The sequence below is a fragment of the Tolypothrix tenuis PCC 7101 genome (assembly GCF_963874875.1).
In the GTDB taxonomy this organism is placed as follows: Bacteria; Cyanobacteriota; Cyanobacteriia; order Cyanobacteriales; family Nostocaceae; genus Aulosira; species Aulosira tenue.
The window spans coordinates 24,867-44,627 of record NZ_CAWNJS010000001.1; the positions used below are offsets into that span (position 1 = coordinate 24,867).

18 protein-coding genes are annotated in these 19,761 nt (G+C 41.4%); 11 read left to right on the top strand and 7 right to left on the bottom strand.

Annotation, left to right across the window (positions count from 1 at the left end; translation table 11 throughout):
• Positions 1-50: 50 nt before the first annotated feature.
• Entirely contained in the window at positions 51-1,520 is a 1,470-nt protein-coding gene (locus AACU25_RS00080) for an aldehyde dehydrogenase family protein (protein ID WP_096573344.1), read from the bottom strand.
• Between the two features lie 478 nt (positions 1,521-1,998).
• Here AACU25_RS00080 and AACU25_RS00085 point away from each other — a divergent pair, with 478 nt between their 5' ends.
• Complete coding sequence (locus AACU25_RS00085) at positions 1,999-2,202, top strand: hypothetical protein (RefSeq protein ID WP_096573345.1); 204 nt, start codon at positions 1,999-2,001, stop codon at positions 2,200-2,202.
• 49 nt (positions 2,203-2,251) lie between these two features.
• On the opposite strand, the gene AACU25_RS00090 is transcribed toward AACU25_RS00085, so the two are convergent.
• From AACU25_RS00090 to AACU25_RS00110, 5 genes are all read right to left on the bottom strand, one after another.
• Positions 2,252-3,346: a hypothetical protein gene (locus AACU25_RS00090; protein ID WP_096573346.1), complete on the bottom strand. Its 1,095-nt coding sequence runs from the start codon at positions 3,344-3,346 to the stop codon at positions 2,252-2,254.
• The gene (locus AACU25_RS00095; protein WP_096573347.1) at positions 3,343-3,849 is read right to left on the bottom strand and encodes a DUF4365 domain-containing protein; all 507 of its coding nucleotides are present in this window, start codon (positions 3,847-3,849) and stop codon (positions 3,343-3,345) included. The genes AACU25_RS00090 and AACU25_RS00095 overlap by 4 nt, the downstream gene beginning before the upstream one ends.
• A 242-nt stretch (positions 3,850-4,091) precedes the next feature.
• Positions 4,092-5,495 carry an NAD(P)(+) transhydrogenase (Re/Si-specific) subunit beta gene (locus tag AACU25_RS00100; protein WP_096573348.1) on the bottom strand — a complete coding sequence of 468 codons (1,404 nt, stop codon included), beginning with the start codon at positions 5,493-5,495 and terminating at the stop codon, positions 4,092-4,094.
• A complete protein-coding gene (locus tag AACU25_RS00105) occupies positions 5,492-5,785 on the bottom strand; it encodes an NAD(P) transhydrogenase subunit alpha part 2 (RefSeq protein WP_096573349.1) in 294 nt (97 codons plus the stop codon). Before AACU25_RS00105 ends, AACU25_RS00100 begins: the two co-directional genes overlap by 4 nt.
• Before the next feature lie 148 nt (positions 5,786-5,933).
• Positions 5,934-7,097 carry a Re/Si-specific NAD(P)(+) transhydrogenase subunit alpha gene (locus tag AACU25_RS00110; protein WP_096573350.1) on the bottom strand — a complete coding sequence of 388 codons (1,164 nt, stop codon included), beginning with the start codon at positions 7,095-7,097 and terminating at the stop codon, positions 5,934-5,936.
• Positions 7,098-7,961: 864 nt separating this feature from the next.
• On the opposite strand from AACU25_RS00110, the gene AACU25_RS00115 reads away from it, so the two are divergent.
• The 10 genes from AACU25_RS00115 (at position 7,962) to AACU25_RS00160 (ending at position 16,769) form a co-directional block, all read left to right on the top strand.
• Complete coding sequence (locus tag AACU25_RS00115) at positions 7,962-8,474, top strand: DUF2808 domain-containing protein (RefSeq protein ID WP_096573351.1); 513 nt, start codon at positions 7,962-7,964, stop codon at positions 8,472-8,474.
• 155 nt (positions 8,475-8,629) lie between these two features.
• Positions 8,630-8,764 carry a 50S ribosomal protein L34 gene (gene rpmH, locus AACU25_RS00120; RefSeq protein WP_096573352.1) on the top strand — a complete coding sequence of 45 codons (135 nt, stop codon included), beginning with the start codon at positions 8,630-8,632 and terminating at the stop codon, positions 8,762-8,764.
• A 24-nt stretch (positions 8,765-8,788) separates the two neighbouring features.
• Positions 8,789-9,217 (top strand): ribonuclease P protein component, encoded by a 429-nt coding sequence (gene rnpA, locus AACU25_RS00125; protein ID WP_096573353.1) that lies wholly within the window; start codon positions 8,789-8,791, stop codon positions 9,215-9,217.
• Complete coding sequence (locus AACU25_RS00130) at positions 9,204-9,593, top strand: PH domain-containing protein (protein ID WP_096573354.1); 390 nt, start codon at positions 9,204-9,206, stop codon at positions 9,591-9,593. The genes rnpA and AACU25_RS00130 overlap by 14 nt, the downstream gene beginning before the upstream one ends.
• A gap of 269 nt (positions 9,594-9,862) precedes the next feature.
• On the top strand, positions 9,863-11,011 hold the full coding sequence (gene yidC / locus AACU25_RS00135) for a membrane protein insertase YidC (protein WP_096573355.1): 1,149 nt from the start codon (positions 9,863-9,865) through the stop codon (positions 11,009-11,011).
• Between the two features lie 2 nt (positions 11,012-11,013).
• Positions 11,014-11,541: a R3H domain-containing nucleic acid-binding protein gene (locus AACU25_RS00140; RefSeq protein ID WP_096573356.1), complete on the top strand. Its 528-nt coding sequence runs from the start codon at positions 11,014-11,016 to the stop codon at positions 11,539-11,541.
• A gap of 166 nt (positions 11,542-11,707) precedes the next feature.
• The gene (locus AACU25_RS00145) at positions 11,708-12,214 is read left to right on the top strand and encodes a YceD family protein (RefSeq protein ID WP_096573357.1); all 507 of its coding nucleotides are present in this window, start codon (positions 11,708-11,710) and stop codon (positions 12,212-12,214) included.
• A 206-nt stretch (positions 12,215-12,420) separates the two neighbouring features.
• Positions 12,421-13,932: an AAA family ATPase gene (locus tag AACU25_RS00150; protein WP_096573358.1), complete on the top strand. Its 1,512-nt coding sequence runs from the start codon at positions 12,421-12,423 to the stop codon at positions 13,930-13,932.
• A gap of 336 nt (positions 13,933-14,268) precedes the next feature.
• Positions 14,269-14,811: an SH3 domain-containing protein gene (locus AACU25_RS00155; protein ID WP_096573359.1), complete on the top strand. Its 543-nt coding sequence runs from the start codon at positions 14,269-14,271 to the stop codon at positions 14,809-14,811.
• Positions 14,812-15,101: 290 nt separating this feature from the next.
• Positions 15,102-16,769 (top strand): peptidoglycan-binding domain-containing protein, encoded by a 1,668-nt coding sequence (locus AACU25_RS00160; RefSeq protein ID WP_321206832.1) that lies wholly within the window; start codon positions 15,102-15,104, stop codon positions 16,767-16,769.
• 210 nt (positions 16,770-16,979) lie between these two features.
• On the opposite strand, the gene AACU25_RS00165 is transcribed toward AACU25_RS00160, so the two are convergent.
• Positions 16,980-19,652 carry a bifunctional diguanylate cyclase/phosphodiesterase gene (locus AACU25_RS00165; protein WP_321206833.1) on the bottom strand — a complete coding sequence of 891 codons (2,673 nt, stop codon included), beginning with the start codon at positions 19,650-19,652 and terminating at the stop codon, positions 16,980-16,982.
• Positions 19,653-19,761 lie beyond the last annotated feature (109 nt).

Below are 19,761 nucleotides of genomic sequence, written 5' to 3' on the forward strand. Positions count from 1 at the left end.
CAAAGCCTGCGATCGCAGGCTTTGTTCGTTTAACTTCACGCGGTTTGAGCTTACAGTTTGATGGTCACTGTTTTAATTTCGGTGTATTGTTGCAAGCCATACTCGCCTAATTCCCGACCAATACCTGACTGCTTAAAGCCACCAAAAGGTGCAGCTGCGTCAAATACGTCGTAGCAGTTTACCCACACAGTACCAGCACGCACATTATTTGCGATCGCATGGGCTTTGCTAATATCCTGAGTCCACACAGCGGCGGCGAGTCCATACATGGTGTTATTTGCCCGTTGAATCACCTCATCAATATCCTTAAATTTGATAATGCTCATCACCGGGCCAAAGATTTCTTCTTGAGCAATCTTCATATCATCGCGAACATCCGCAAAGACTGTCGGTGCAATAAAGAAACCGCGATCGCCTACTTGAGTACCACCACAGAGCATTTGAGCACCTTCGCGCATTCCCGACTCGATGTAACCCATCACCTTGTCGAATTGCTCTTTATCTACCTGTGGCCCTTGTTCTGTATTAGCATCAAAGGGATTACCCACAGTCCGCCGTTTAGCTCTAGCTACAGCCTTAGCCACAAACTCGTCATAGCATTTTTCTTCCACAAACAGCCGCGAACCAGCACAGCAGCACTGACCTTGGTTAAAGAATAGCGCTTGGTGTACACCTTCAATTGCTAAGTCCATATCAGCATCAGCAAAGACGATGTTAGGACTCTTACCGCCTAATTCCAAAGTTACCCGCTTCAAGTTACTCTTGGCAGCAGCTTCCATAATCAAATGTCCAACTTCAGTGGAGCCAGTAAACGCTACTTTGTCCACATCCATGTGACGAGAGATTGCCGCCCCAGCCGTCGGGCCGTATCCTGAGAGAATATTCACTACACCAGGCGGAAAACCAGCTTCAATAATTAACTCACCTACCCGCAGTGCAGATAAAGGTGTTTGTTCAGCCGTCTTCATCACCACAGTGTTACCTGTAGCCAAAGCTGGTGCTAGCTTCCAAGCTTGCATTAATAACGGGAAATTCCAAGGGATAATTTGGCCTACCACACCCACAGGCTCATGGCGTGTATAGCAAAAATAAGGGCCATTAATCGGAATTGTTTTACCCTGAACTTTATCAGCCCAACCTGCATAGTAGCGGTAACAAGCAATAACTAACCCTAAATCACCCAAAGAATCATGTACAGGCTTGCCATTATCTAGAGTTTCCAGCCGCGCTAACTCATCAATATTCTGTTCAATTAAATCAGCTAGCTTATAAAGCAATTCACCGCGCTTAGTGGCAGACATTTTGGGCCATTCTCCACCCTTAAAAGCCGCGCGTGCTGCTTGTACAGCTTTCTCTACATCTGGTGCATCTGCTTCTGCTACTGTACAAATAGTTTCACCTGTAGCCGGATTAATCGTTTCAAATCGGCGACCACTGACACTTTCCACCCACTCATTATTGATCAGCAGTTGGGTTGGGCCGATTTTGACCTGTTGTGCTGGTACCGTTGCTGTAACCATCAGGCCCTCCTGAAGCGAAGAGAAAATTTGCTTAAATCTATTAATTATGTTTTCTCGGATACAGCTAATTTGTAATTTTCTTTATAAGTTCTTCACTTTTGCTTAACACAGTATTTACATACAGCTATCTCTTCAATTTATGACAACTTCCTACGGTAAAAATTGGTCATCAGTAAAAATTCTGTTACCAAAACTGTTACGAGAGCGTTGTGAGCGATCGCCTACTTTATGATGATCTGTAGTTAAACTCCTCACACACACTTACAGCCGTGGAACTTTATGTTTCACGGTCTTTTCCTCTGAGTGACAAATTTTTGTTGTGGTTATTTCACAAAAAGGCGATCGCTCTTTGAGCGTTTAGATATTGTTTTTTGTTTCGTGTACAGTCGTAGCGAAGCGATCGCCTACTCTAAATCTTCTATACTTGTACTATATAAAGGTAATTAAATTCTCTCTGATTACAAACAATAATACCCAAATGACAACCAGTAAATACCCATTTGCTCAAGAATTAATCACAGATACTCAAGGTAATATTCGTAAAGTAATTATAGATTTTCAAGACTATCTACGTCTATTAGAAGCAATTGAAGATGAAGGCTTGATATTAGCAATTAAGGAAGTACAACAAGAAACACCATTAAATATTAATGAAGCATTAGCCGAATTAGAAAAAGAGTGAATACCCAGTATCTACCAAATATTATTAAAAGATTTAAACTTTCTTTTAATCATTCCTCCAAATATAATAAATTGATAATTGTATATTCTGTTTTTTCTTCTCCAGTTGCAGGATTAATAGAAGATATCTCTTGAATTGTCGCAGTGTATAATTTTCCTATAGTTAACTCTATATCTCGGTTATTTACAATATTATTGATAGCTTTACCTATATACCTTTTATTGTCTTTAAAATCTTCTATTTCAAGATTATTTGTGTTTTTATTAGCTGCAATTAACTGTCCATTAACTGTATATTCTGATGGATCTTCAACCTCCATTTTATTTATAAACTCTATAGTGGTAATTACATTATCAAAAGATAATACTGCCTTACCACCTTTTTCAGGATTTACTGAACCCCAATCAAAATAAAAATTAGCTTCTGAGTTTAGTAAAGACATCAAAAACTTACGATATCTAGAAGCAGACCTCTTTCTAAGCCTTAGTAAATATTCTTTCAATCTACCTTTATCAGGATAGTTGCTGAGATGAATAAGTTCAATAAATGTTTCGCTAACTCGTTCTCCTAGAGGTCTCTCAAGAAAATTCAATTGTTGTGGATGTGGAGCTAAAGCTAGTTTTATACCAAAAGATCCTTGAAAAGTTTCAAATACGCAAAGTTCTGTTCTTTCAATAATTTCTTTTTGAATTTTTCCATGTTCTGATATGTGTCCTGATTCCGACTGACCAACAGCATTAAATAACTCTTGGATAGAAGTTAAGACATTACCAATTTTTTTTGCTGGAACTTGCCTTTTACTCTCTTCATATAAAAACTTAAATTTTAAAGTTAGAATTTCACGTTGTTTTTCTATTGCTATATCTTTAACATTCCTGACAGCATTAATAATGTCAGACAATGGTCTTTGTTCAAAAAATTCTAGAGTTTTAAAAACTTCATATATACGATCATAGAAATCAGGAATTTCTGGATCTATAGGCAACAAGATAGAAAATTTTTTACTATTTTTGCGTTTTGCCCATATAGATGCTCTACTATCAATTTTTTCTTCTTCCACCCAACCATTAGTAACAAGATAATCGACCACAGAAATCGGTTCTATAGAGTTTAATACTGCGAGATATTCTTGAGGTAAATTCATAAATCTTCTCCCCGCACTATTTTATCCATAATTAATGAAAGAGCCGATGGAGTAAATAAGTTTATCCGTGGAATATCAATTGTGATTGTACTATTATTGTTAGTTTTTGGTTGTCCTTTAAGAGAAATCCAATAACCACATTTTTTCATTAAAGTTTCGTTCTCTGATATGTTTAGCCATCCATTAATATCATCAGGAACTAAAATAACAATTAATAATTGAGGAGTTAAGGGCTTTTCATGCCTTAATTTAATATAATTTTTGACTTCTAGAGGAAATTTAATAAATTTATTATGAAAAATGCTTTGTGACGAAGTACATTTTACCTGTGCATCAAATTTTGGAAATAATGTTTCACCTATTTCTCCAGGGACTTCAATAGTTACATCTACTCCAGCATTATCCATAGCTCTTCGCTTGAGTTCAACGGTATATCCAGCCACTGAAGCAACGGCTTGTATATATGCATAACTAAATTCCTCTTTTTGTGTATTTCTATCCATTGATAGCGTCATAATTAACACAATAATAACTACAAAAACTACTCTAACTTATGTGTATAATATTTTCCAATGTTTAATATGATGATTATTTTAGGCTGGCAATATTCAGTTATCAAAAAAGATAAAGCTATGAGCCATTCTTTTATTAAGTAAAAAAGCCTGCCTCAGAAGCATCTAACTTCCAAGGCAAGCCACTCTCAAATTCTTTATTTACTTCGCGCTCTTCGCGCCTTTGCGGTTCGTTAAAGCTGTTTCACTTCAGAAACCAATTTCGACACCATATCCTTCGCGCTACCAAAAAGCATTGTGGTTTTATCCTTGTAGAACAACTCATTATCTACACCAGCAAAACCTGTACTCATCCCGCGCTTAATTACAATTGTCTGCTTTGCCCGATCTACTTCCAAAATAGGCATTCCATAAATTGGGCTATTCACATCAGTACGCGCCGCCGGATTGACTACATCATTAGCCCCAATTACTAAAGCTACATCCGCTTGTTCAAATTGGGGGTTAATATCATCCATGTCATACAACTGGGTGTAAGCCACATTCGCTTCCGCCAGCAGTACGTTCATGTGTCCTGGCATTCTACCCGCAACAGGGTGAATGGCATATTTAACATCAACACCCATGCGTTCTAGTTGATCTGCCAACTCGCGGACGCTATGTTGTGCTTGAGCAACCGCCATCCCATAACCAGGCACAATTACTACAGAACGGGCATAACCCAACATCATCGCGCCTTCTTCGGGATCGATGCTGCGAACGGTTTGATCAATTGCACCACCAGCCGCCGCACCAGCAGCAGCGCCGCCTGTACCAAAAGCACTGAACAGAACACTGAAGAGAGAACGGTTCATCGCTTTACACATAATCTCGGTGAGGATCAGCCCTGATGCTCCCACCAAAGCCCCAGCGATGATTAACATATTGTTCATCACTACGAAACCTGCGGCAGATGCTGCTACACCGGATAAGGAGTTTAACAGCGAAATTACCACAGGCATATCGCCCCCACCAATGGGGATGACGAACATAACACCGAGTATTAAAGAAACCGCAACTACTGCTAAGAATATAGGTAGGCTATCTGGTGTAACGATTAAATAGGCACTACCTGCTATATAAAGCCCTAGCAGTAACAGGTTAAATGGTTGCTGGAAAGGAAATGTAATCGGGGAACCGCTAATTAAACCTTGCAATTTGGCGAAGGCGAGAAAACTACCTGTAAAGGTAACACCACCGATTAACACATCCAGCAGCATGGAAATGTTGACATCCAGAGGTATGGGTGCGCCTGAATCCAATAAGCGCCAGAATTCGGCAACAGCAACTAATGCAGAAGCTGCACCGCCCAAACCATTGAGTAAGCCCACCATTTGGGGCATTTCCGTCATTTGAACTTTGTAAGCTGCGATCGCACCAATACCCGAGCCAATCGCCAAGCCTAACAAAATCATCTCGTAGTTCAGCACATGTTGATCCAACATTGTGGCGACAATCGCCAACAACATCCCCACGGCTGCTACAACATTACCGTTCCTAGCTGTTGCAGGTGAACCTAGCTTTTTTAAACCGAGAATAAATAAGGATGCAGCGACTAAATACGTTAACTGAATCCCAGTTGGTAGAAAATCGCTCACGCCTTAATCTCCTTTTTCTTAAACATTTGCAACATTCTGTCTGTCACTAGGAAGCCACCCACAACGTTGACTGTCGCTAGTATTACGGCAATTAAACCGAGAATCACTGACACACTTGTTTCTCTAGCACCAGAAGCCACAATAGCCCCCAGTACTGCAATTCCAGAAATCGCGTTTGATCCCGACATTAGGGGAGTGTGTAAAGTAGGTGGCACTTTGTTGATGACTTCAAACCCAATAAAAGATGCCAAAACAAATACAAACAAAGCAGCAAGTAATGCCTCTGACATGAAATAAAAACTCCTTGTTTAAATGGGCATGGGGCATGGGGCATTGGGCATTGGGTAATTGGTAATTGGTAATTGGTAATTGGGATTTTTTATTTCTCCCCAGTCTCCAATACCTAGTCCCCAGTCCCCAGTCCCTAGTCCCCAATCCCTAACCTCTAACTTTCAACGCTGCTAATTCTTCACTTACTCGTTTATTGCGAATTTCGCCTGCATAGGTAACGCAAGCTGCGTCAACGATGTCATCGGCAAAGTCCACTTGCAAAGCTTTTTCTTTGCTAATCAGCAGTTGCATCAACGATGTCAGGTTTTTGGCATACAGTTGGCTGGCATGAACGGGCATTGACGATGGTAAATTGATCGGCCCGATGATGGTGATACCGTTCCAGACAATGTCTTTACCGGGATCGGTGCAGGCGCAGTTACCACCTTGTTCGGCGGCTAAGTCTACAATCACTGAACCAGGCTTCATCTGTTTCACCATTTCTTCGGTGACTAACAGTGGGGCTTTTTTCCCTGGAACTTGGGCTGTGGTAATTACCACATCGGCATTTTTGACGTGTTCGGTAACAACTTCTTGAGTGCGTTGTTTGCTAGCTTCGGAGATTTCTTTGGCATAGCCACCAGCCGCCACAGTTTCTTCTTCGAGTTGCACTTCGACGAATTTTGCCCCTAAGCTTTGCACTTCTTCTTTCACAGCGGGGCGGATATCAAAGGCTTCTACCACTGCTCCCAAACGTCTAGCGGTGGCGATCGCTTGCAATCCAGCGACACCTGCCCCCATGATGAATATTTTCGCAGGGGCGATCGTGCCTGCGGCTGTGGTGAGCATGGGGAAGTATTTCGGTAATGCAGCAGCAGCTATTAACACAGATTTGTAGCCAGCTAGGGATGCTTGCGAGGACAATGCATCCATGCTTTGCGCCCTGGTGGTTCTGGGGATCAATTCCATACTCAAGGCTGTTACTTGGCGATTTGCCAGTTTTTCCACTATCGCCGGATTTCCTAAAGGATTCAGGAAGCTAATTAATACAGAGCCTGCTTTTAAAAAATCAATTTCTGAGCGTCCATCTTCTCTTTCTTGTGGGGGACTAACCTTCAATAAAATATCTGCTTCGCCCCATAAAGTAGCGGGATCGCCAATAATTTTTGCTCCTGCTGCTTCATAGGCAGAATCACTAAAAAATGAGCGCTCTCCCGCGCCTGTTTCTACCCAAACTTCTAAACCTTGTTTTACCAGTTTGGCAACAACATCTGGAATTAAAGCTACACGACGCTCACCAACTTCTATTTCTTTAGCTACTGCTATTCTCATGAAATCTCCTGGAGATAAATACCTAATCTCTGCAAATTTTGTAGTTTTTTGCTGAATAATTCCCCGCTCTCAATAGCGTATAGGCTGGTTATTTCAGCCATTGCACTACTCTATAAATTGCCGCTTGACCCTTGTTTTTTTACTGAATCGCTGCCTAGGTCAAGATTCAGCTTGCTACTCACAGATGTCAGCAATTCTAGATAATTAATATAGGATTACATACTGCACATCCTAAGTTGATTCCCCAATTGTGCATCTGTCTCTTCAGCTTATTTTAGGGATTTAAAAATTTTGTATTCCTCTATGACATATTGCAATATGCATCCACTTAGAAAAAACTTGATTATGCCCAAAGTAAATTTTGATGGCAACTGCTTAGATTCACGCGTGTTTTTATCAATCTAGCCCAACTTAACAGGCGATCGCTGTTTGTATCTCTCAATTTTTATAACAAGAGCATTACAATTCAGATACATTTATACATATTCAGCAACATAATTGTGATCCCCAGGTGAGGGATTGGGGACTGGGGACTGGGGACTGGGGACTGGGGACTGGGGACTGGGGATTGGGGACTGGGGAAAAGGGAAAAGGGGAAAGGGGAAAAGGGGAAAGGGGAATAACAAACAGCAAATGACAAATGACAAATGACGAATGACAAACCCCAATTACCAATTACCAGTTACCAATTACCAATTACCAATTCTCAATGCCCCATGCCCAATGCCCCAAAACCTTGTGACACTTTTTATTGCCCTTTAACGTCTATTTTTAGAAATTCAGTAGTAAAGTTTAGTTACGAATACTAAATTTTTAGTTATTTAGATAACCAAGCTTACTAGTTGATAGTGAGGAGCCTTAATTATGCGACGTTTACTTTCTACTTTAGCGGTGACTGGCTGCTTGCTGACAGGTTTCCAAGCTGTCAGCTGGGCACAGGGTTTACCAGGATTGACACTATTTAGCGGCATTAAATCTGAAAATCAACTGCCCTATCGTTTAGACTTTGGTGGACAATCTGATGGTTGGGATCGTTATATCTTCAGAATTCCTGCCAACAAAATGAAATTAGCAGTAGCTCAATTTGCTATTACTTACCCTGATTATTACAAAGGAACTTTTGACCCTAAAGAGGTGCAGGTAAAAGTCAAAGGCAAAGCTGTTCGCCTGTCTGAAGTGAAGTGGGATAAGGAAGGACGCGTCATCGAAATTTTTCCTGAAGAGCCAGTACCAGCCGGTAGTAGGGTGGAAGTTGAGTTATCCAACGTGAAAAACCCTACCTTTGGTGGAGTTTACTATTTCAATTGCCAAGTTCTCTCTCCTGGTGATGTACCACTGTTGCGTTATTTAGGTTCTTGGGTGGTGAGTATTAATTAAGTTGGGTAATGGGTAATGGGTAATCGGAAACGCATGACAGTTGACTCTTGACCATGAACCCTTAACCATTTACCGGAATCTCTAACTTTTATCTGTAATAGTGATAAAATAAGAGATTGTGATTTTTTATAAGCATCACCTAAGAGGAGAACTGTATGCAGAGAACGCTGGGCGGTACTAACCGTAAGAGGAAAAGGACTTCTGGGTTTCGCGCCAGAATGCGGACACCAGATGGCAGAAATGTCATTCGCGCCAGAAGACAAAAAGGCCGTCATCGTCTGAGCGTTTAGGGCAAATTAGGCGAAAGAGCATCTGTGGCTTTGCCCAAGGCGAATCGGCTAAAATCCCGAAAAGATTTCCAGGCAGTTTTCCGAGAAGGAATTCGGCGACATGGCGCTTATTTGACATTAAGAGCCTTGAAACCGTCGGCTTCCAAAAAGTCTTCTTTGGATACTGCCCCTGAGACTATACAGCTAACTGATGCTGATGCCACGCATCTAGATAGTACAAAATTTGGTATTTCCATTAGCACAAAAGTCAGCAAGCGTGCAGTAGTCCGCAATCGGATTAAGCGGCAAATAACGGGAGCTTTGTATCAGTTGTTGCCCAGATTGTCACCTGGATGGCGGTTAGTGGTAGTTGTGAAACCAACAGCAGCAGAACGAGAGTGCGTAAGCCAACAATTTCTGCAAGAATTAGAGCAGTTGTTAGCACAAGCCGAGGTACTCAATGGGCATTCGTGAAGAAATTTATTATGAAGGTGGCCCTCACGTTGGGGATTTAATTCTTAACCTGCTGTTTGGGCTAACTGTCATCGGGATTCCATTGACAGTTGGGGCAATTGTCAGAGCTTTGTGGCTACGCTACCGCATCACCGATCGCCGAGTCACTGTGATTGGGGGTTGGATGGGACGCGATCGCACTGACGTAATTTACGCAGAAATTGTCAAAATCGTCAAAGTTCCCCGTGCTATTGGCTTGTGGGGAGATATGGTGGTAACCCTCAGAAATGGTAGCCGTCTAGAAATGCGGGCTATTCCTAATTTTCGGGAAGTTTATGAATATATTAACGAAAGAGTTGTTGCTAAAAATCCCGAATATAGCGCGGCTGCTAAGTAGTTAATTAACTCATAGTGCTGAGTATGAATTTCTGGAGTTCAACGCCTCAAAAAGGCTTGAATCATAGGAATAAAGGATAAAATCAATCACTCAGCTTGTTTAGTCTCAATCATCTTCCCTACTCAGCACTTAAAAAAGCTCGTTGACTTTAACATTCAATTGTTAATATCATGTGCGGCTATCCGTAGTGAATGATAGTCGCAGACCGATCATGATTTAGATAAATTAGATTCAGTTAGTTTACAGTACCTCAGGTTGAATTCAGAATAATGGATTTTGGTATCGGGTTTCTCTCGAACAACGTGATGCTGCCAATCATAGATTTTTTCTATAGCATTGTGCCTAGCTATGGATTGGCGATCGTTGCTTTAACATTGATAATCCGCTTTGCGCTCTATCCCCTGAGTGCTGGTTCCATCCGGAATATGCGGCGGATGCGGATTGTTCAGCCTCTGATGCAAAAGCGGATGGCAGAAATCAAGGAACGTTATAAAGACGATCCGCAAAAGCAGCAAGAGGAAATGGTTAACGTCCAGAAAGAATTTGGTAATCCTCTGGCTGGCTGTTTACCACTGCTGTTGCAAATGCCAGTATTGTTGGCGCTGTTTGCCACTTTGCGGGGTTCGCCCTTTGCTGGAGTCAACTACAGCGTTAACTTACAAGTCTTTCCCTCTGAACAAATCGAACGAATTCAACCCCAAGCTTTTGCTACTCCCCCGCAAAACATCTACATTGCTGATGGGGAACACAGCCGTATTACTGCTATCCTCCCTGGAGGTAATAAATTAGCGGTAGGAGAAAAAACCAAGATTCAATATCAGACTCTTGAAGGCAAACCATTTCAGGTGCTTTTGGCAGAACACCCAGAAAACAATAAATTGACTCCTGAATGGAAAGTAGTCAAAGGTGAAGACAGAATTAAAATTGACGCTGAAGGCAATATCGAAGCCTTACAGCCTGGAGATGTCACCATACAAGGTACCATCCCCGGACTAGCAGCAGATAAAGGATTTCTGTTTATTGATGCTTTAGGTAGAGTCGGCGCAACCGATCCCGACGGCACAATCCACTGGGATATTGTGGCTATGGTAATTTTCTTTGGCATCAGTCTCTACGTCAGCCAAATTCTCTCTGGGCAAAATTCTAGCGGTGGGAACCCACAGCAGGATACAGTCAACAAAATTACTCCAGTGATCTTTTCTGGAATGTTTTTGTTCTTCCCCCTGCCGGCTGGGGTTTTGATGTATATGGTGATTGGGAATATCTTCCAAACTCTGCAAACCTTCATTCTCTCCCGCGAAGCATTACCGGAAGAATTGCAAAAAATCGTAGCAATCCAAGAAAAAGAAGCAGCAGTGGCAGAGCAAAAAGCATTGCCATTTGAGCCAAAAAGTTCTAAGAAAAAGGCTACAAATTGATCATGAGCAACAGTCCCATGCAGCGAGGGCAGCAATGGTTAAAAACATTGCTGCTACTTACTGGGGTATCTGCTGAGGTTGAGGGTAATTTAGAACCAGCTCAACCTCAGGGCGGAGACTCCGAAGAACCAGATAACTACTGGTTGACAATTGATGAAACGCACCTCAAACCTGAGCAAATCAGAACTTTAATTGGTAGCGATGGTTCAGTGCTAGATGCAATCCAATATCTAGCTAATTCAGTATTGAACATTAACCAACCACAAGAAGAGCAAGCTTCTTATACCATTGAGTTGAATGGCTACCGAGTCAAAAGAGAAGCTGAAATTCGTGCATTAGCAGAGGCTGCTTCTGAAGAAGTAAGAACTACAGGCAGAGAAGTAGAAATAAAATCCCTAAGTTCGGCAGAAAGGCGGCAAATTCACACATTTTTAAAAGAATTTGCAGATTTAGAAACCTTTAGTCGCGGCAAAGAACCACATCGTCATCTTGTAGTTCGTCCAGCACTCGAGCCTGAGGGGATTGGGTAATGGGGATCGGGGATTGGGGATTGGGTACTGGGTACGGGGAAAAACCTTGAACTTTGGCCCTTGACCCTTGACCACCGCACTAAAAGCTAAAATAAAGATCTAAATCTCAGCAATTTTGCTGGTAGTTAAACTAAGTTTCGTTTCGTGAGGGTATCTCACAAATCCTATGGACGCAATTTTTATTCCGCAGCTCACCAAAGCCCCGGAGCGGACAGAGGAAATTCAAGTTCAGGATTTTCTACCTGGTTTGGACACTTTGACTCCTGTTCGTGGTGTAATTCGCGTACAGCATCAAGGTAATTACTTAGAAGTGTCCGGTCAGGCAGAAGCAATTATTACTTGTACTTGTAACCGCTGTTTACAGCAATACAATCAGCGTTTAGTAGTTGATACTCAGGAGGTTATTTGGTTAGACGTAACAGCTAATCAAATCAACGACTTGCCATTGGAACGGGAAGTAGCAGTGGAAGATTTGCTGGAAACTCTACCTCCTGATGGCTATTTTTATCCTGGTGAATGGTTGTATGAGCAGATGTGTTTAGAATTACCTCAACGCCAGCTATGTGACCTCAATTGCCCTGGTATTTTGAGTACTGCGGCTGAAAGTTCACAAAAGTCAGTTGATAGCCGTTGGGCTGGTTTAGAGGCTTTGAAAAAGCAACTTCCGGGATAGTTGCTGGAATTGGTAATTACTTTTCTTGTTGATTTTGAGCGCTTGGGCGCTCACTAAAGATATTTTAACTAGCAAAAATAAGCTATTACGCATTGCAGCAGAATATTTGCTAAGTTTCTAGCTGTTGTTGTTTTTAGTTTTTAGTTGTGAGAGACCATACAACCTTTAACAATGGGATTAAGAACTAGTAACACTAACAGCTACTTATGAGCTTTCGTGAAGAGTTTAAACTGCTGCTGCGCGCCCGCTATCCTTTGATTTATATTCCTACATACGAAGAGGAACGGGTAGAAGCTGCAATTCGAGAAGAAGCAGCCAACCAAGGTAATCGCCCTGTATATACTTGGGATTTTGTGGATGGCTACCAGGGAAACCCCAATGATGAGGGTTTTGGGCGACGCAACCCACTGCAAGCTTTGGAATTTATCGAAAAGTTACCAGCTGCAGCACCAGGGGTAATGATTCTGCGGGATTATCATCGCTTTTTAGAAGATGTAGCGATCGCGCGCAAACTTCGCAACCTGGCGAGACTGCTAAAATCGCAACCGAAAAATATTGTCATACTATCCCCTCGGATTGCGATTCCGGACGACTTAAGCGAAGTTCTGACAGTTATGGAATTTCCATTACCAGCCGCCGCCGAAATTCAAAAAGAGGTGGAACGGTTGCTACAAGTGACTGGTAACTCTCTTCCTAGTAAAGTCATAGATGACTTAGTGCGTTCTTGCCAAGGGCTATCAATGGAAAGGATTCGCCGGGTTTTGGCAAAAGCGATCGCCACTCACGGGGAATTGCAACCAGAAGACGTGGATTTGGTTTTGGAAGAAAAGCGGCAAACTATCCGCCAAACCCAAATTTTGGATTTTTACCCCGCCACCGAGCAAATTTCTGACATTGGCGGCTTGGATAACCTCAAAGATTGGTTATTACGGCGGGGTGGTTCATTTACCGAACGAGCGCGACAGTACGGATTACCACATCCCCGTGGTTTAATGTTGGTGGGAATTCAAGGTACAGGGAAATCTTTAACAGCAAAAGCGATCGCTCATCATTGGCATTTACCTTTATTACGCTTAGATGTTGGGCGGTTATTTGGTGGTTTGGTAGGGGAATCAGAATCCCGCACGCGCCAAATGATCCAAGTAGCTGAAGCTTTAGCGCCTTGTGTGCTGTGGATTGATGAAATAGATAAAGCCTTCTCTGGACTGGGTAGTAAAGGCGACGCAGGAACCACTAGCCGGGTATTTGGAACATTTATTACCTGGTTAGCAGAAAAAACCTCACCTGTATTTGTCGTCTCCACCGCTAACGATATCCAAGCCTTACCACCAGAAATGTTGCGGAAAGGGCGATTTGATGAAATTTTCTTTGTCGGGTTACCAACCCAAGAAGAGAGAAAAGCAATTTTTAATGTCCATTTATCCCGACTGCGCCCCCATAACTTGAAAAGTTATGACATCGATAGGCTAGCATATGAAACACCCGATTTTTCTGGAGCAGAGATTGAGCAAACTTTAATTGAAGCGATGCATATTGGATTTAGCCAAAATCGCGACTTTACCAACGACGATATTCTAGAAGCTGCCAGTCAGATCATACCCCTGGCACGAACGGCCGTAGAACAAATTCAGCAACTACAAGAATGGGCGGCGGCTGGACGAGCGCGATTAGCATCAAAACAAACACCTTTAAGCGATACCTTCGGTAAGCTACGCTAACGCCAGCTGCAATAATAGTTGAGTCAATCGATTTTAGATTTTGCGGAAAGTTGCGTGCGGGGGTTCCCCCCGTTGAGCAAACTTTCCAAGACAGATTGTAGATTGACCCCGACAACATTTAGTACTTGGCTCAAGGATTGTAAATTTTAGATCTCCGGATTTGTTTCGCCCTAACTTGACGGGGTATATAAGTTACTGGTGTGCAGGGTCGCCCAAAAGTCTAAAATTGGCAATCTAAAATCTAAAATTTGCATTGTCCAGAGTCTAGATTCATTCACACTTGACCGTTGACCCTTGACTCTGGACAATTGACGATTGGTAATGAGGTTATAAAATATGTTTTCTAACTTACTTAAATTTATACTTGGGTTTCTATTGGCGATCGCTATTTTAATAGGTACTGGTGTTGCTACTGCACTCTATTTCATGAATAGAACCGCTATACCACCTACCAAACCAATTTTTGCCAACGATCATCCTTCACAGCGAACCCAATCTCCCAAAGCAACCGAAGCAGCAGCTACCAAAACTGAATCTCAACCAAAAGCAACTCCAACTCCAACTCCAACTCCTACAACTACAGAAACACCCAAAGCAGAAGAATCACCCAAACCATTACCACCAGGAGCTTACCAAGGAAAAGTTACTTGGAACCAAGGCTTGAGTTTGCGAGCCGAACCAAAACAAGATGCTGAACGTGTGGGTGGGGTTGGTTTTAATCAAAAAGTGATAATTTTAGAGGAAAGTGACGATAAATTGTGGCAAAAAATTCGCCAGGAAGATACCAATCAAGAAGGCTGGGTGAAAGCAGGTAATACTGAAAAATTAGAAGGTAACGAAGAAGTACAACAGCCAGAAAAGCCACAACAAGACCAGTAGATACGCAAAGTAGGCTGCTAAATATCTACATCGTAAATGAAATTAATTTATCGCAATTAAAATTAATAGAGTGATTCCATTGATGAACCTGGCTAAGTTTTTCTTGCCAGGTCTCTTTTTTTGATGATGTATTAATTTATTTTCTAGTCTTCGTTATCCTATAGTATACTGGTAGCAAAAATTCCTCATGGACTCGGGAAGAGGGGCGCATAGGCTAGGGACAAGGGGCTAGAGAAGCAAAATTTTCATTCTAGGTAATCCCCAAACACAAGTAATGGACTGACTTAAAAATGGCATTTGGCGTTTGGTGTTTCTATTACCAATTACCAATTACCAATTACCAATTACCAATCCCCAATCCCCAGTCCTCAATACCCAATACCCAATACCAAACCCTCGATTTTATGGAAGTCATTGGTGATCTACATAGCTCCACAGTCTACGAAGCATCCGCAACCCTAGAAATTGTTCCTGTCCCAGCTAATTTGAGAATCTGGAATTGGACAAAGCTTTCTAGCACCTTGGCGATGCGTTTTCTATCTGTAGCATTAACCTTGTCACTTCTCAGTATCGCTGGGCAAACTTTAGCAGTACAGAAAGTAGGAAGTAATGGCGCTGAAGTTACAAACATACAGCAGTGCTTGCAAAAGTTAGGTTTCTTTCGTGGCCCAGTTAGCGGTAAGTTTGGTTCTATAACTCAGCAAGCAGTGATTGCATTCCAGCAGGCGAATAAACTACCTGCTGATGGAGTTGTAGGTGATAGCACTGCGCGATCGCTCCAACAAGCCTGTCGAGGTAGAATCGCCACTAATACTAGTAATACTACCAGTGGTAATCTGCGACTAGGTAGCAGAGGCCCAGAAGTTGTGAAGCTACAACAACGTTTGCAACGCCAAGGCTATTTCCAAGGGCCAATCACAGGCTATTTTGGCCCGCAAACTCAACAAGCCTTAACTCGCTCTCAGCAAGGTGGGCGCAACTCTACCAAAATTTCCCAAGCACCCTCAAATATCCCCAGCGCCGGAGGGGAATATCCTATTTTGTTGGAAGGTAGCCAAGGCCCGGCAGTAACTAGGTTACAACAGAGGTTACAACAACTGGGTTATTTTAAAGCTACTCCGACAGGTAAGTTTGGCCCTGTTACCAAAGATGCGGTGATTGCTTTTCAGCGCTATGCTGGGTTACCTGCTGATGGAATTACAAATCGACAAACTTGGAACCGACTTTTAGCTCCTACTATTAGTCCTTCTAATCCAGTTATACCCAACACAACTAGTCTTGCGCCGCAACAAATTCGAGAACTACAAGAAGGTTTACGGCAGTTAGGATACTTGCAAGCTAATCCTACAGGTAATTTTGGCCCTTTAACTAGAGATGCACTACTGCGATTCCAGCGAGATTACCAATTAGCTATTGATGGTGTAGCTGATACACAAGCCTTGCAAGCAGTACGTGGCGTTTTGCAAAATAGACAAGCTTATCAAGCTCCTCAAGTTCCTCAAGCTCCTCCACAGACTAGAAATTATCTCACAGTTGGCGATAGTGGCGATAATGTGAAAGCTGTGCAACAGCGTTTATTGCAATTAGGATTTTTTAATACAAATCCTGATGGTTATTATGGTGAAAATACTAGGTCTTATGTGTATGCATTCCAGCAGCATTCTGGTATTGCTCCAACTGGCAATGTAGATGCACAAACCTGGCAAGCATTAGGTTTAAATACCTCTCCTGTGAATACTAATGCTAATAACAATCAAAATCGCTATGTAGTTGTGGTTCCAATTCATAATGCCGATACTCTCAACAAAGTACGACAATATATAGCTAATCCAGTTGTCGAAAAATCTGGTTTAGGAGATTATGTGAATGCAGGTAGATTTGGGAATAGAACAGAAGCAGAAAATTTATCTAAACTGTTACGCTCTTATGGTTTAGATGCTAGGGTAGAGTATTTTTAAGAGTCAATCAATTTTAGATTTTAGATTGACTGTACCCACAAGCAGATACAGCTTGGAGATTTGAGATTTGTTCTAACCACGGCTGTACTTTTACTGAATAAATAATCCAAAATCCAAAATTTAAAATCTCAAATTGGAACGGTCAATATCAAAGGTGGAATGAAGGGAAAAATCTAACTCCAAATGACCAATTACCAATGATAAATTAATTTAAGCTACTAAAAATGAAGGATTCATCCGACGGGATTTAGTTTTTTTTAGTAATCTCGTTGTGTCTTCTGCCGATAAAGGGCGACTAAAGAGATAGCCTTGCATGAGTTCGCAATCTAGCAGTCGTAAAAAATTCCGCTGTTCTTCAGTTTCTACGCCTTCGGCAACAACTGCAAGCTTTAATCCATGTGCTAAAGCAATAATTGCAGTTGTGATGGCAGCATCATGATTATCATCAGATAAATCTCTCACGAAAGACCTATCAATTTTTAAGCAATGGATCGGAAAATTTTTCAGATAACTGAGAGAACAATATCCTGTACCAAAATCGTCCATAGAAATAGAAACACCTAAAGCGTGTAATTCACTTAAAATTCTTTTAGTGAACTCAACATTTTTCATAGCAATACTTTCGGTAATTTCTAGCTCTAAACATTTATGGTTTAATTGCGTTTCTGACAATATCTGCTGCACCATATTTACTAAGTTTGGTTGCTGAAATTGGCGCGCAGAAAGATTCACAGCTACTGAAAGCGAGGGCAAATTAAGTGCATCTTGCCAAGCTTTATTTTGAGCGCAAGCAGTTCTTAACACCCATTCTCCAATTGGAATAATTAATCCAGTTTCTTCAGCCAGGGGAATAAACTTTTGGGGTGGAATTAAGCCTAATTCTAAGTGTCGCCAACGTAGTAATGCTTCTATTTTGGTAATTTCACCCGTGGTAATATTGACCTGTGGTTGATAGTAAACTTCAAATTCTTGGCGTTCTAAGGCAGAGTGCAAGCTATTTTCTAAAGTTAGCAATTCTGAAGAACCAGAATTAATGGCTGAATTATAGAACTGATAATGATTTCGTCCTTGAGACTTGACGCGATATAGTGCCACATCAGCGTGTTTAATTAAAGTTTCGGCATCTTGTCCATGCATCGGATAAAGGGCAATACCAATACTGACGCTGATATGTAATTGGTAATTTTCGATTTCAAATACTGGTTTAAAAGCTGCTAAGATGCTTTCTACAATCTGGGTAACTTCTTGATTATCGTTAATTTCTGGCAAAATTAGCGTGAATTCATCGCCTCCCCACCGCGCTATGGTGTCAATCTCCCGCAGACATTCGATCAGACGTTGAGCCACAATTTGCAGTAATTGATCGCCAATGGCATGACTTAATGTATCGTTGATCACTTTGAAGCGGTCTAAGTCTAAAAAACACACTGCTAGTTTGGTATTGTGTTTCTGCGATTGTGCTAAAGCTTCTGAAAGTCGCTCATTAAATAGTACGCGGTTAGGTAAATCGGTTAACAGGTCGTGTAAAGCTTGATGACGGATTGTGGCTTCTGCTAATTTATGGGCTGTAATGTCGCGAAAACTCCAGACTCTACCGACTATTTTGCCGTTAATCCTCTGGGGTTGGGAATAACGCTCTAAAACTCTGCCGTCTTTAAAGGCGATCGCATCATAAAGCTGTGTATCTGGATTAAAGTATAATTCTCTAATCGTAGCAAAATACTGTTCTGGCGCTTCTAGCTGTTTCATCGCCAATCTCAGCACTTCTTTATAATTTCCGGAGGTGATTAATGACTCCGGAATGCGCCACATTTGCAGAAACTTTTGATTAAAGCCTGCAATCTTACCTTGATTATCTATTACTAAGATGCCGTCGGCAGTAGATTCTAAGGTCGCCCATTGCAAAGACAGTGATTTTTCTAGTTCTGTTTGTATCCGCTTGCGCTCCGCAATTTCTCTGTGCAACTCTGCTGTGCGTTCTTGTACTACATTTTCTAACTGATAAGCAGAATCTTGGGTTTCTAAAATTACTGTCTTGAGAGCATTATCTGCTAATAAGCGATCATGTACTAGAGAAAGTACACCTGCTACCGCTTGCAAAAATGCTGTTTCTTTGGCTTCCCAAATTTGTGCTTCTTTGCAGTTATCAAATCCAATAAAACCGACAAAATTACCTTTGGCGATGATTGGTAAAATCAATATTGTCAAAACATCCTCTAGGCCTAAAGCCTGAATTTCTGTTTTGTTCAAATCTGTGATTGTCTCAGCAACGATATCACCTCGCGCTAATAACTTTAACCAGCGTGGGCAGAATTTTGTATAAGATAGTTTGTGCCAAGAATGCTTTTCATTTTTGGATGTGATACCTTCAGCGCACCATGTAGCTTGCAGATGCATGATTAAGTCATCATCATTAACATAATTTTCAAATATGTATACACGACTAACCTGACAAACTTTTCCCAGAGTTTGCAGAATTTCTGTATAACATCTGAGTCGGTTATCGAAATTCAGTAACGACTGTTCAATAGCAGCAAGAGCTTCTAAATAAAAAGTGCCACAATTAGAAGCCAATTCTTTGACAGACTGGCTCAATTGATTAGCTTCATCACTTTCGGCTGCTGGAGATTGGTTATTTATTAGGAATAAATTAGGGTTTTCCTCCTTAGTGAATAAGATTTCTGGAGTATTGGCTCTGAAAACTTTTCTGGAGGAAGTTTTTCGTTGATTTTCAACTTTTGATGAACGATAATTTGCCCTATATAAGGCAATTATTCTGACTCCTAAGTAGATACATAAACCAACCATCAAGACAAGCATAGTAGTTTCTTTTATGGTAGATGGCGCATTTTTAGCTTGTAGTAATACCCTGGTAATTTGCATAATCAATAACCTGATTTAATATATAACCAATCAGCATGATTTTTCTTTCTAAGTATTTTAATTTATTTTTATGTTGATATTTTACGTACTTAAATTTGCTGTAACATTT